Annotated in this window: 18 protein-coding genes and 1 riboswitch; of the genes, 11 read left to right on the forward strand and 7 right to left on the reverse strand. The window is 43.2% G+C overall.

The annotated features are described in order from the left end of the window. Window positions 1-9 precede the first annotated feature (9 nt). Window positions 10-1,362: an APC family permease gene (locus ICN26_RS06525; protein WP_216267697.1), complete on the forward strand. Its 1,353-nt coding sequence runs from the start codon at window positions 10-12 to the stop codon at window positions 1,360-1,362. Between the two features lie 485 nt (window positions 1,363-1,847). Then, window positions 1,848-1,952: riboswitch (glycine riboswitch) on the forward strand. 118 nt (window positions 1,953-2,070) lie between these two features. Beyond that, window positions 2,071-2,256 carry a hypothetical protein gene (locus tag ICN26_RS06530; RefSeq protein WP_216267698.1) on the forward strand — a complete coding sequence of 62 codons (186 nt, stop codon included), beginning with the start codon at window positions 2,071-2,073 and terminating at the stop codon, window positions 2,254-2,256. 302 nt (window positions 2,257-2,558) lie between these two features. On the opposite strand, the gene ICN26_RS06535 is transcribed toward ICN26_RS06530, so the two are convergent. Further along, entirely contained in the window at window positions 2,559-2,882 is a 324-nt protein-coding gene (locus ICN26_RS06535; RefSeq protein ID WP_216267699.1) for a hypothetical protein, read from the reverse strand. Window positions 2,883-3,187: 305 nt separating this feature from the next. Here ICN26_RS06535 and ICN26_RS06540 point away from each other — a divergent pair, with 305 nt between their 5' ends. From ICN26_RS06540 to ICN26_RS06560, 5 genes are all read left to right on the forward strand, one after another. After that, window positions 3,188-3,796: an alternative oxidase gene (locus ICN26_RS06540; RefSeq protein WP_216267700.1), complete on the forward strand. Its 609-nt coding sequence runs from the start codon at window positions 3,188-3,190 to the stop codon at window positions 3,794-3,796. Window positions 3,797-4,223: 427 nt separating this feature from the next. Further along, window positions 4,224-5,108, forward strand: coding sequence for an amino acid ABC transporter substrate-binding protein (locus ICN26_RS06545; protein WP_255534483.1), 885 nt, complete (start codon window positions 4,224-4,226; stop codon window positions 5,106-5,108). Between the two features lie 46 nt (window positions 5,109-5,154). Beyond that, the gene (locus ICN26_RS06550; RefSeq protein ID WP_216267701.1) at window positions 5,155-5,943 is read left to right on the forward strand and encodes an amino acid ABC transporter permease; all 789 of its coding nucleotides are present in this window, start codon (window positions 5,155-5,157) and stop codon (window positions 5,941-5,943) included. A gap of 20 nt (window positions 5,944-5,963) precedes the next feature. Next, on the forward strand, window positions 5,964-6,632 hold the full coding sequence (locus ICN26_RS06555; protein WP_216267702.1) for an amino acid ABC transporter permease: 669 nt from the start codon (window positions 5,964-5,966) through the stop codon (window positions 6,630-6,632). Between the two features lie 30 nt (window positions 6,633-6,662). After that, on the forward strand, window positions 6,663-7,397 hold the full coding sequence (locus ICN26_RS06560) for an amino acid ABC transporter ATP-binding protein (RefSeq protein ID WP_216267703.1): 735 nt from the start codon (window positions 6,663-6,665) through the stop codon (window positions 7,395-7,397). 1 nt (window position 7,398) lies between these two features. Here the strand turns inward: ICN26_RS06560 and pcaC are convergent, their stop codons facing one another. Next, window positions 7,399-7,776, reverse strand: coding sequence for a 4-carboxymuconolactone decarboxylase (gene pcaC, locus ICN26_RS06565; protein WP_216267704.1), 378 nt, complete (start codon window positions 7,774-7,776; stop codon window positions 7,399-7,401). An 86-nt stretch (window positions 7,777-7,862) separates the two neighbouring features. Here pcaC and ICN26_RS06570 point away from each other — a divergent pair, with 86 nt between their 5' ends. The 3 genes from ICN26_RS06570 to ICN26_RS06580 are packed head-to-tail and all read left to right on the forward strand — an operon-like array spanning window position 7,863 to window position 9,204. Further along, window positions 7,863-8,210: a hypothetical protein gene (locus tag ICN26_RS06570; protein WP_216267705.1), complete on the forward strand. Its 348-nt coding sequence runs from the start codon at window positions 7,863-7,865 to the stop codon at window positions 8,208-8,210. A 35-nt stretch (window positions 8,211-8,245) separates the two neighbouring features. Continuing rightward, window positions 8,246-8,932, forward strand: coding sequence for a DUF3313 domain-containing protein (locus ICN26_RS06575; RefSeq protein ID WP_216267706.1), 687 nt, complete (start codon window positions 8,246-8,248; stop codon window positions 8,930-8,932). A gap of 8 nt (window positions 8,933-8,940) precedes the next feature. Further along, window positions 8,941-9,204, forward strand: a complete 264-nt coding sequence (locus ICN26_RS06580; RefSeq protein WP_255534423.1) for an EF-hand domain-containing protein — start codon at window positions 8,941-8,943, stop codon at window positions 9,202-9,204. Window position 9,205: 1 nt separating this feature from the next. On the opposite strand, the gene ppk2 is transcribed toward ICN26_RS06580, so the two are convergent. Both ppk2 and ICN26_RS06590 read right to left on the reverse strand, forming a co-directional pair. Then, a complete protein-coding gene (ppk2, locus tag ICN26_RS06585) occupies window positions 9,206-9,979 on the reverse strand; it encodes a polyphosphate kinase 2 (RefSeq protein WP_369411803.1) in 774 nt (257 codons plus the stop codon). 24 nt (window positions 9,980-10,003) lie between these two features. Next, window positions 10,004-10,297, reverse strand: coding sequence for a serine/threonine protein kinase (locus tag ICN26_RS06590; protein WP_216267707.1), 294 nt, complete (start codon window positions 10,295-10,297; stop codon window positions 10,004-10,006). Window positions 10,298-10,516: 219 nt separating this feature from the next. On the opposite strand from ICN26_RS06590, the gene ICN26_RS06595 reads away from it, so the two are divergent. Further along, complete coding sequence (locus tag ICN26_RS06595; protein ID WP_216267708.1) at window positions 10,517-11,509, forward strand: sulfurtransferase; 993 nt, start codon at window positions 10,517-10,519, stop codon at window positions 11,507-11,509. 75 nt (window positions 11,510-11,584) lie between these two features. On the opposite strand, the gene ICN26_RS06600 is transcribed toward ICN26_RS06595, so the two are convergent. The 3 genes from ICN26_RS06600 to wrbA form a co-directional block, all read right to left on the reverse strand. Continuing rightward, entirely contained in the window at window positions 11,585-11,770 is a 186-nt protein-coding gene (locus ICN26_RS06600; protein WP_046330073.1) for a hypothetical protein, read from the reverse strand. Window positions 11,771-11,889: 119 nt separating this feature from the next. Beyond that, window positions 11,890-12,282: a DUF2069 domain-containing protein gene (locus ICN26_RS06605; protein ID WP_216267709.1), complete on the reverse strand. Its 393-nt coding sequence runs from the start codon at window positions 12,280-12,282 to the stop codon at window positions 11,890-11,892. Window positions 12,283-12,290: 8 nt separating this feature from the next. Beyond that, a complete protein-coding gene (gene wrbA, locus ICN26_RS06610; RefSeq protein ID WP_216267710.1) occupies window positions 12,291-12,887 on the reverse strand; it encodes an NAD(P)H:quinone oxidoreductase in 597 nt (198 codons plus the stop codon). Between the last annotated feature and the right edge of the window lie 24 nt (window positions 12,888-12,911).

The raw sequence follows: 12,911 nt of genomic DNA on the forward strand, positions 1-12,911 counted from the left end.
TTTCATTGGATGTCAGTTAATGATTCGGGGGCTTTGCCTCAGCGCCTACTCAGCCCCTTAGGGGCTGTTGCAATTATTGTTGGCATCGTCATTGGTGCTGGCATCTTTAAAACACCATCCTTAGTAGCTGAGATTACTGGTGATGTGGGTTGGGCTCTTACCCTTTGGGTGGGGGGAGCCATCATCTCCCTTGCCGGCGCTCTTTGTTATGCCGAACTGGCAACTCTTTACCCTCATGCAGGCGGAGATTATCATTTTTTAACCAGGGCCTACGGTAAGAATGTTTCTTTCTTATATGGCTGGGCTAAAGCGATGGTGATCAATACTGGATCAATTGCATTGCTCGCTTTTGTCTTTGGTGATTACATGACCAAGGTGATCCCCTTAGGGTCTCACTCAGATATTTACTGGGCAGCGGTGATAGTTGTAGTCCTGACTATCATCAACTTGCTTGGTATTCAGGCATCAGCCAATATACAAACGGTATTAACAGTTTTAGAAATTTCTGGTCTGATAGCCATCATTATTGCTGGTTTTGGTCTTTTCACTTCCCCACTGCCACCCGTTGTAAATCCTCCTTTATTTTCTAGTACACCGCAATTTGGGATGTTGGGTCTCGCAATGGTTTTTGTCTTGCTCACTTTTGGTGGTTGGAACGAGTCTGCTTATATTTCAGCCGAACTAAAAGGAAGTCTTCATACGATTGTCCGGGTGATTGCCTTCAGTCTTTTAATCATCTCGATTATTTATATTTTAGTAAACATGGCACTCATTAATGGCCTAGGTTTAAAGCAGTTGGCCAATAGCAAGGCAGCATCCGCCGACCTACTTGGTCTTGCTTTTGGTCCGATCGGAGAGAAGTTACTCGGCCTTTTTGTAGCGGTTGCTGCGCTAACTAGCATAAATGCCACGATGATTGTTGGAGCCCGAACCAACTTTGCAATGGGTGAGGATTGGTATGGTCTTCGTAAAATGGCCCATTGGGAATCTTCCCGCGGTACTCCTGTGTTCGCCTATCTGATACAAGGTGTTATTAGCCTCGCCTTAGTTGGCTTTGGTGCTTTACAAAGTGATGGCTTTGAAGCTATGGTCGAGTTTACTGCCCCCGTATTTTGGAGTTTCTTATTCTTAGTGGGTATTAGTCTGTTTATTTTGCGAGTAAAGGATCAGAAAACTCGGGTATTTTCTGTACCGCTATATCCGATTACCCCATTGATATTCTGTTTGGCATCCGCCTATTTAGCCTATTCTAGTTTTAGCTATGCCCATAGCAAAGGAGCGGTTTTGATCTCCTTGTATGTAATGCTTGTAGGTCTTGTAGCACTGCTCATTCTGCGGCTTAAGAAAAATATTGCACATTGAACTGACTCAATCCCATGGTTTTGACAGTCCAATCATCCTCTCTGAGTTATGGCTTAAGGTCGGGTTGCTTGTGAAATTAAAATATATTTAGCCAGCGCTTTTAAGGGTAATTAACCCTCGAACTTATTGCTCAGTTGAATTTTTGCAATGTAAGTCATTGAAACATAAAAATATTCCAGAAGCCACGAATTCTTCTAAGGCGTAGGTTGCACGTTGGAATCGTGCTGGGCAGGCCAAATAAGTTCTACCCCCATCCTTTTAAATCAATGCTTTGCAATCAATTTCAGAAGCTAAAACAACATCTACTAAGTTGTCCAATATAACGAGAACTTGTCCAAAACACCGATTGCTTTAAATAACACTTGAATAGATACCAATCTTAAGGATATACTTTTTCGCAAGCAGGAGAGTGAGATCTTATCTCCACCGAAGGCGCAAACTCCCATGAACGCTCAGGTATCCATCAGGAAGGTACTGCTTATCCTAAATAGCCGTCTGGAGAGACACCATTTTTATGGTGCACCGAAGGAGCAAGCACTCAGCCACGCTGTAGTGTGAATCTCTCAGGTATCAGGGACAGGGGGAGCGGCAGCCATATTGATATGGCACTTTAGGAGATTTCGTATGTACATACTTCCGAGCTAATTCAGTTTTTGCAAATGCGGATCAATTATTTTAATTTCCATTTACTGAATAAGGATACATATCATGAGCAATAAACTAGTCCAAGAAGCCCCTTTTCACCCTGGGTATGAGGATGCTTCCTATAAAAATGAAGTTTCACCAGTGATTGCCGAATTAGAGGGCTTTAGAAAAATGAATGCTCGCCACCTTGGCTTTTCAGAGCTAATAGTGGACTTCTGCAAGTCTTCAAAATCATTTACTCCAGCCTGATAGTCAATCAACATCCCCAGTTAGAAATAGCTGGGGTTTTTTTATGGCTTAGACCGCACGTTGGAATTGCGCTGAGCAGGCCCACCTATTAAATCAAAAAATGCTAATGACTTTGATTTTTCTCTCTCTTCTTCAGATCTTTTTCTCGCTCCTTTTTAAGGTCTCGCAATTGCCACCATGCAAATAGTAAAACCCCTCCGAAGATCAGCACTACTTCAATTAAGATAACGGGACCGAAGTTATCCATTTAGTTCACTTTAAGCGTCGATTTAATACTGATGTTGTATTGGTATATAGAAATGCTATGTATTCATTTTAGGATCTGAAATACAGGCCTTCATTGCTTTTAACTCTATAACTTTGAGCCATTCAGGCTTTACTTTTGGACTCATCAGCAACTCTTTGACTTGTCCATTGGAAGCATTTTTAGAAATGTAGTCTGCTTGGCAAGCGCAATAAACTGTAAAGTCTTCCTCAGTAAGGGCTTTGCCTTTAATGCCTTGATGCTCGGCTGCTTGTTCGCGAGCACAATTTTTTTGATAGTCCTTAGAGATTGCCTGAGCAAATGACTGATTAGCCATAATCAACATAAATGCTAACGATAGAACGGTGCGAAATATTGACATGTTGACTTTTCCTTTTTAAAACTGATTAGTAGACATTCTTCCATAAATATCAATATCGGATCTATCTAGCTCTAAGTAATCTTCTTTAATGGCAGGCGCTATCTCATTGGGCAAAAAAGTCTTTGCACAGTGCCATTTATATACTGTAAGTCATTGAAATAATGAGATATTCGAGCGGCCACGAATTCTTCTAAGGAGTAGGGCGCACATTCGAATCGTACTTGGCAGGCCAAATATTAAGGCTCCGTGTAAGTAAAACAGAGACTTGCGGGCACAAAAGTCAAAAAACACTTAAAGTATTTGTTATGAAAGACCCCATTCACTACACCCCCATTGAATTTTCTGATCGAGTCGCTCTGTCTTTTACAAAGGGCATGCGTTTTTTTGCTGATGCTTTTTTTAAGAAACGTTACGGGCACCGAGCTGTTGTTTTAGAAACCGTCGCAGGAGTTCCGGGAATGGTTGCTGGTATGTGGACTCATTTAACAAGTCTACGCAGTATGAAGGTAGGCTATGGACCAAAGATTCGCACGCTTTTAGCAGAAGCGGAGAACGAAAGAATGCATTTAATGACCTTTATCGAGATTGCAAAGCCCAATATATTTGAGCGCTATTTGGTCTTGATTACACAAGCCATTTTCTGGAATTTCTTTTTCATTATTTATGTGTTTTTTCCAAGAACAGCACATCGCATAGTCGGCTATTTTGAGGAAGAGGCTGTTTACTCCTATACCGAATATTTAAAAGAAATTGATGAGGGACGCACACCCAATATCCCTGCCCCTAAGATTGCTATTGATTATTGGAAACTTGATGCCAATGCAACCTTGCGTGATGTAGTGATTGCTGTCCGAAATGATGAAGCCCACCATCGAGATACAAACCATCAATTTGCCAGTGACTATGACAGATGATTGCATTTGTTAAGTCGTAGGTTGCACGTTTGAATCGTGCTGGGTATGCCAAATTTCACAATAAGCCCTCAGCTATAAACTCTCAGTTTTATATGAAAAAGATGAATTCTAGAGGGCCTGTACGGTATGAATGATGATGATCTAAAAGCAATTGCCCACTACATGTCACAATTGCAGTAATTTAGTGATGAGCTGCTTGAATCTTGGTGGCGTTTCAAGCGAGATTTGTGGTTATTTTCCACTTTAAAGGGACACCCCTTCGGAGGCTTAGCTTGCCCACTCAAATCTTACTAAGTAAGTAGCCCCTTTATTAATGATTACGAAAATGGCTTTACTTTTTTCGTATCGATATACTGGCTATTAATATATTGATATCTATAGCAAAAGGGAGATATTCGTGAAAAGTAAAAAACTCAGCACTAAGTACTTGATCGCTACAACATTATTTTTGGGCGCTACAAATGTTTTGTCTGCTAGCGCAACAATGGATAAGATGAAATCAACCGGTGCAATCACTATGGGTGTACGTGAATCCTCTATTCCTATGTCCTATACCACTGGTGATAGCCGTTTTGATGGTTACCATGTTGAAGTTTGCCGAATGGTTTTGGGTAGCATTAAAGACCAGTTAGGTATGAGCACTCTGCGCATTAACTATCAACCCGTAACTTCACAAAACCGTGTACCTTTAGTGCAAAACGGTACTGTAGATATTGAGTGCGGTACTACTACTAATAATTCTGCGCGTGCTAAAGATGTAGGCTTTGCTAATACTTTATATGTTGAGGAGGTACGAATTGCCGTAAAGGCAAACTCAGGAATTACTTCCATCGCGCAACTAGCAGGAAAAAAAATCGCAACCACGACTGGCACTACTTCAGTACAGTTATTACGCAAACATGAAAAAGCCAACGGCGTTAATTTTGACGAAGTATTTGGTAAGGATCACGCCGATAGCTTTTTATTGCTAGAGTCGGGTCGCGCAGATGCGTTTGTAATGGATGGCTCCATTCTGGCGGGCAACATTGCTAACTCTAAGAATCCAAAGGATTACAAGATTGTTGGTGAGGTGTTGGCAACTGAGCCTATCGCCATCATGGTCCCCAAAAATGATCCAGAATTTAAGGCTGCTGTGAATGCCGCAATTGCCAAGATTGTTGCTAATGGCAATATGCCTAAGCTTTGGGATAAATGGTTTTTGAAACCAATCCCACCAAAAAATATTATCGTAGGTCTTGAATTATCTCCGGCAACTAAAAACGCTTGGGCTAATTTGAATGATAAGCCGGCGGAAGATTACAACAAGAAGTGATTGAATTTGATAAGTCTTCACTAGTACCCGTAGCAGGGTCTTCAATATGTCTTTAGATCTAGGCGTCTTTTGTAAGAACACCCTAGATGGAGAGATAGTTGAGCACTGTTTCTCCGCTGTCTTTGGGTTTGCTCAGAATAGTGATCCAAGCTATCTTGATTGGCTATTAAAGGCCTGGGGCTGGACTTTAGCAGTAGCCGCAATAGGTTTGATTATTGCTTTTACTGTTGGCGCAGTGATAGGTACATTACGTACTTTGCCAGCTACTAGCCCTCTGAATAGATGGCTAATTCGTATTGCTACTGCTTGGGTAGAGCTATTTAGAAATATCCCCATCTTGGTTCAAGTATTTCTTTGGTATCACGTTATTCCATCTTTCGTATTGCCCTTAAAGTCCTTGCCATCATATTGGTTGGTGAGTATTGCTCTTGGTTTCTTCACATCTGCTCGTATAGCTGAGCAGGTTAGGGCGGGTATTCAGGCACTGCCAAGCGGACAAAGGGCTGCTGCAACTGCATTGGGTTTAACAACCGTACAAAGTTATCGTTACGTTATCTTGCCAATGGCATTACGGATTGTGATGCCACCACTGACTTCTGAGAGCATGAATCTCATTAAAAACTCTTCAGTAGCTTTTGCGGTTTCTGTACCCGAACTGACCTTATTTGCAATGCAGGCCCAAGAAGAAACATCTAAGGGCGTTGAAATCTATTTAGCAGTGACTTTGTTATACGCGCTCTCGGCATTCGCGGTGAATCGAGTGATGACTCTGATTGAAAAGCGTAGCTGTATTCCGGGTTTTATTATTTCTCATGATGCAAGCTTAGCTCACTAAAGGTTAATAGGATTGATGGGATGTTGAACTTAGACCTGAGTTTTTATAACTGGGAATTATTTACTAACTATATTCTGAAGGGCTTGGTATTTAGTGTTCAGTTGACTATCTTTGCAACGGTTGGCGGCATCCTATTCGGGACATTTTTGGCGTTAATGCGTTTGTCTGGAAAATCATTCTTGGTATATCCAGCCACCTTCTATGTCAATACCATGAGGTCCATACCCTTGGTGATGGTGATTCTTTGGTTTTTCTTGCTCATCCCGATGTTGATTGGCAGACCCATTGGCGCAGATCTCTCAGCCACAATTACTTTCATTGCATTTGAGGCGGCATTTTTCTCAGAGATTGTGCGCGCTGGTATTCAATCCGTACCAAAGGGGCAGAGCTATGCAGGTGAGGCTTTGGGCATGACTTATGGCCAGAACATGCGTCTTGTAGTTTTGCCCCAAGCTTTTAGAAACATGATCCCTGTTTTTATGACCCAGACCATTGTCTTGTTTCAAGATACCTCATTGGTCTATGCCATTGGCGCATATGACTTACTTAAGGGATTTGAGATTGCTGGTAAAAATTACGGCCGCCCAATTGAAACTTATATTTTGGCTGCAGCAACTTATTTTCTAATTTGTTTCTCTCTTTCTAAGCTAGTACGCAAGATACAAGCTAGAGTCGCCATTATTCGCTAATCTTCCCTAGTGCAAATTAAATAGATCATCATGATTGAACTTCAAAACGTTTCTAAATGGTATGGCTCATTTCAGGTGCTCACTGATTGTTCTACTTCGATTAAAAAAGGTGAGGTAGTTGTGATTTGTGGACCATCCGGCTCTGGCAAATCCACTTTGATTAAAACCATTAACGCTCTTGAGCCTTTTCAGGCGGGTGAGATTAGGGTTGATGGAATTGCGCTACACGACCCAAAAACTGATTTACCAAAACTACGTTCACGTGTTGGTATGGTATTTCAACACTTTGAGCTATTCCCGCATCTCAGTGTTACCGAAAATCTGACGCTTGCCCAAATGAAGGTCTTAGGTAGGTCGGTAGATGAAGCCAGGACTCATGGTCTTAGGTATTTAGAGCGTGTTGGACTAATGGCTCAAAAGGATAAGTTTCCTGGGCAGTTGTCTGGTGGCCAGCAGCAGCGAGTAGCGATTGCCCGTGCCTTGAGTATGGATCCGATTGTGATGTTATTTGATGAGCCAACCTCAGCCTTAGACCCCGAGATGGTAGGTGAGGTGCTAGATGTGATGGTGAAACTCGCTCATGAGGGGATGACGATGTGCTGCGTTACTCATGAAATGGGCTTCGCTCGTAAGGTGAGTCACCGCGTGATCTTTATGGATCAGGGCAAAATTATTGAGGACTGCAGCAAGGAGGAGTTCTTTGGCAATCCGGAAGCGAGATCGTTAAGAGCCAAAGATTTCCTCTCAAAAATTTTAGATTATTGACTTAAATTTCCATCTCAGCAAAAACTTCCTTGGCGCATCGGAAGCTATCGATTGCTGCTGGCACTCCGCAGTAAATGGCAGCCTGCAAAAATACCTCCTGAATATCTTCTTTGCTTAGCCCATTATTAATAGCGCCACGCACATGAAGCTTAAGTTCGTGGGGGCGATTTAAAGCGGTAATCATGGATAAATTAATAATGCTTCTAGTCCTGCGGTCTAGTCCAGGGCGATTCCAGATTTCATTCCAACAATACTCAGTGACTAATTCCTGCATAGGCATATTGAATGCGTCGGCATTCTTGATAGAGTTGTCTACATAATCCGCCCCCAGTACTTCGCGGCGAGTTTTGAGGCCTTTTTCAAATGCTTCTTTATTCATACTGATCTCCTGTGCTGTTGCCATGTTAAATAGATTTCATATATTGCCACTATTCAGGCGTCCCCGTTTAGCCTAGAATGATTTTTATGAACCTGCCTCTTAATTTGCGTGTTACTGCCTTATTTTTCACCTTGACTCAACTCAGTGCCTGCACTGTTGATAAGCTCGAGGCTAGGTTGCAGGCTGACCCACAATGTAAATCAGTGATGAATTCTAAAACGGGGGCTTTAATGCCATGCCCTGGCACCGATAAAGAATTTTATAAATCTGCTCTGGCCCTAAATACGATAGCGTCCAAGGTGGCTCAAGCCGAAGTGGTGCAAGTATCTGCTTCTAGCTTGGCATCCACTCCAAAAGTCATTACTTCTCCAGTAGAGTGCAAACCACAACTTCATCAAAAATCAGGTAGCCTGATGCCTTGCCCAGCACCGTAATCAAAGATCACATAGATCATTCACCGAAAGAAAATATGAACAAATTAGGCGCTCTAGTTGCAGCAATCTCTGTAGCTACTTTGTTGGCTGCTTGTAGTAACACCCCTAAATTGGCAAGCCAGCCAATGCCCAAGTCTGGTTTTTTACCAAATTACTCGGTGCTGGTGCCGATGGCGACATCTGAAGCTGATACTCGTATTTGGAGATACCGTAAAGACGGGGTTAATCCAGGCGCCTATACCGCAGTGATTTTAGATCCAATTTACTTGAACCAAAATGCTACGAAGGAAATTTCTCCAGAGGTGATTCATCAAGCGCAGATTGCATTGCAAGATTCCATGGTGAATGCAGTCAATAGTCGTGGCAATATTAAGATCGTAAATCAACCTGGTTCAGGTGTTGCTCGAATCTCCGTTGGTATTACTGGTGCAGAGAGCTCGGCAGATAGCCTTCAGCCATGGAATTTTACGCCGATTGGCTTGGCGATGAATGCAGCTGCTTATGCTGGTGGTGTGAACTCTAAAACGCCAGCAATGTTAGTGGAGAGCAAAATTACTGATAGCCAAACTAAAGAAGTGATTGGCGAGGGCTTAGTCACCATTCAGGGTGAATCTTTCCGCACGGGTGGTGGTTCAGTTGAATCATTTGTAGCTATGGCTAAGAAGGTGGTCAGGGTAGCAATGGAGACTTCCGCTGATCCAAGAGCAACTTCTACAAAATAAGGGTCTCCATGCGATTCCCTATTGGTAACTTATGCTTCATCGGTACAGCAACGTTCATGTTTCTGGCAGTTCCTGTCTACGCTGATGAAGCTTCACGTAATAGAGAAATTCAAGAACGCTTTGCTAAATGCGATACCAATCGAGATGGTAAGTTGACTATGGATGAGGCCAAAGGCTGTATGCCTCGAATCTACAGCCATTTCAGTAGAATTGACGAGCAGGGCAGAGGCTATGTCACCGTTGCTCAGATTCAGGCAATGGCAGATCGTTAATCTATTCGGAGAGCTTCGGTAGTTTTTTAGAATTCACAGGCCAAGTCAGCACAATCTTGGGGTCAATCTTCAAGATCTTCTTGTCTTTGTTTGGGTAATCAACTTGTGACAACAAATTGGCAATCAGATTAAGGTGAGCAAGCCTTTTATCGTTAGCACTAACGACTGTCCATGGAGCATCTGATGAGCTAGTTTTCTTGAGCATAGTGTCTCTAGCATCTGAATAGGCGTCCCACATTCTCTGTGCTTTTTGGTCTATCGGACTAATTTTCCATTGCTTGAGTGGATCCTTAGCGCGATCCTTGAGTCGAATGGCTTGCTCCTCTTTGCTGATATCCAAGTAATATTTAATGAGCTGAATATTGGATCCGACTAGCAGAGACTCAAAATCATTGACCGTATTCATAAACTGCTTGTACTGCGCATCAGTACAAAATCCCATGACTTTTTCAACGCCCGCACGGTTATACCAACTGCGGTTGAATAATACGAATTCACCAGCGCTTGGAAGTTGCCCAACATATCTTTGGAAGTACCATTCCCCTTCCTCGTGCGGGGAGGGCCTATTCAAGGCAACGACTCTAGTATCTCTAGGACTTAAATTTTCCGTAACACTTTTAATGGACCCATCTTTACCAGCGGTATCACGCCCTTCGAAAATCACTAAGAGACGCTTACCTTTTTGAATAATGTGACGCTGGAGTTTGACTAATTCAATTTGAAGAAGTCTGAGGTCTGCCTCGTAAGTATGTTCATGAATTTCAGATTTACTCACGGGCAGCCTTCACTAAGCAATTTGCTATTCAGCAGTAGGTGTTGCTGAAATCACTTTTTTCGCAACAGCTTTTTTGACTGCTACTTTTTTAGCCGGGACCTTTTTTGCTAGTACTTTCTTAGCTGCAACTTTTTTAACTGGAGTCTTTTTAGCCGTAGCTTTCTTTGCCACTGCTTTTTTGGAGGCTACCTTTTTAACTGGAGTTTTCTTCTCGAGCTTATCCAACGCTTTTGCTAGTTTGTCGATTAGCTTTTCTCTATCTGCCTCGAGCTTATCTAGTTTTTTCAATAACTGCTTAACTAATTTTTTCTGACTCATGGTGTATTCCTTTCAAGAGAGTACTGTTTATTCAATCTGCAAAATGGCTGATATCTAACCTCTGATCCTACGTTTTATTGGGATGAGTTTCAAGCGATTGTGACACTTAGTGCCATATTTAATTCGGTGCTCTATGTATTTCTTCCGCATCAAGAGCAAGGAGATAATATTTAATCCTAAGCCCTATTTTGAAAAGAAGACATCTATATGCGCCTACCCATGAAATACATCCTCTCCATCAGCCTGTTGCTCGTAAGCTACTTAGTTAGCGCCCAAAAAAATGATGCCATTATTCAGATGGGGCAAGTGCAGGAGGCCATATCCCGAGGTGCAATTATTTGGGATGTGCGTGATGAAAAAAGTTACTTAGAGGGACATATCCCTGGCGCCATCAATATTGGTGATGCAGGCAATATTCTGAGGGATGCCAATAAAGAGGACTACATCGCCACCGCAAAAATTCAATCCATTTTTAATGCTGCCGGACTCGATGTGAATAAAGATATTGTGGTTTACGGCTCCCGTGGAAATCCCTATGCTTACTTCGGCCTTTATACGATTCATTACTTTGGCGGTAAGCAGGCTCAAATCTATCATGATGGGATTGATGCTTGGAAATCGGCTGGATTGCCGCTGCAAAAGGAGCGCCCCAATCTGCCGGCTGTCTCTGTAACACTGGTGCCTCAGCCTCATTTGTTGGTGACTAATGAGGAGATGTTGAAGTTGGCTCAATCCAAATCGGTTCAAATTATTGACGTGCGAACTCCTGATGAGTTTTCTGGCAAAGATGTGCGTGCAATTCGAGGTGGACATATTCCCAATGCGATTAATATTCCTTACGAGGAAAATTGGCAGGATCCTGCAACGTCTATCAAACTTGGTAAGAAGCAGGTATCTGATAATGCGGGGATGAGCTTAAAAAGCCAGGCGGATTTGAAAAAGTTATATTCGAGCCTGGATCCCAATCAAGAGACGGTTGTCTATTGCCAAAGCGGCGTTCGTGCTGCCGAAACGGCTACAGTCCTCAAAAATCTTGGCTTTAAGAAAGTAAAGGTCTATGACTCATCTTGGCTTGGCTGGGGAAATAACCTCAAAGCGCAAGTATCTGACGAAAGCTTTTTAAATGTAGGCGCCTTGAATGCAAAAATATCTGCGATGCAAAACAAGATTAATCAGCTGGAAGAGGCTTTAAAGGCCAGAAGTAGCAATTAATGCCCGCTAATGGCTGGATCCAAATTGAAAAACCCCAGATAGGAGATCCTCTGGGGTTTTTTTGAGCAAGGCGGATTATTCTGGGTGGAAGTTATTACTGGCCATAAAGCTGATAGTGCGCTCAAAGCCCAAAATGCGGATATAGCGCCAGGCGATGTCGCGGTATTTGCTGTCTAAATAGCCAATAGCGACTTCAGGCGTCCTTTTGGACAAGTCGATCTGTTCAATTGTGCGGGCCCAACGTTTCAGTCTTGTTGACATTTTTACTACCTCCATGTGCATACAACGCATGGAAAAGTGGCTGGGATGACAGAAATAAGTAATATTTTTAAAGAAATTGACAAAAACCGGTCAAATCGAGTGTTTTTGACCCCTTAAGGCTACTTTTCCGCTGCAGCCCGCTCCTTTTTTGCTGCTTTAGCCCGCGCTTTGATGGGTTTGAGGAACATCAGCAGACATATAAACCCAACTGTTCCAATAGTAGTTTCTAGGGCGGCCATCCAGAAATTGACTCCAGTTTCCAAAATACGGACCAAGCCCTCGGTGATATAGAGCAGGATCAGCATGGAGGCCCATTGCATGGTGTAGACATTGCCTCTCCATATTCCCGGAATCGCAAACAACAAGGGGATAGCCTTGAGAATGAGCCAAGAGCCTCCTGGCCTGAGTGGCGAGATAAACCATTCCCAAGCAACGCACAGAATGAACAGGTCAACAAAAGCTGCCGTAGCGATCAGCTGGTAAGGGTTTTTGGAGAGCCAGCTTTTGAGCATGAATTGCCTTAAATGAGTTTGAGTGCTGCAAGTGCCAAGCGCTTGCCTTGAGCAATAGCCAGGCGCTGTTCTTCGGCGCTAATGGGCGCTCGACCATCAGCATGCGCCAGGTGGGTAACGCCATAAGGACTCCCACCGCTTGAGGTGCTCATCAGGTCAGGCTCGCTATACGGAATACCCATGAGCATCATGCCGTGGTGAAGCAGGGGAATCATCATGGTGAGCAGGGTGCTTTCTTGACCGCCGTGCAGGCTACCCGTACTAGTAAAGACGCAGGCTGGTTTACCAATGAGAGCTCCATTGAGCCATTCTGAAGAGCTTGCATCCCAAAAGTATTTCATCGGAGCGGCCATATTGCCAAAGCGCGTAGGAGAGCCTAGGGCTAGACCAATGCATTCTTTTAAATCGGCATATTCAACATAGGGTGCACCATCAGCTGGGACAGCAGATTCAGTAGCTTCACATACTGTGGAGATCGCTGGCACGGTGCGTAGTCTAGCGTTAACACCCGGGATACTCTCAATACCCTCGGCAATAAGTCGAGCTAAGTCTCGGGTCGCTCCGTAGCGTGAGTAGTACAAAACTAAAATGTCGGATTGGCTCATATTCTTCTCTTATCTCTTATGATA

Source organism: Polynucleobacter hallstattensis, from assembly GCF_018881835.1.
Lineage (GTDB): Bacteria > Pseudomonadota > Gammaproteobacteria > Burkholderiales > Burkholderiaceae > Polynucleobacter > Polynucleobacter hallstattensis.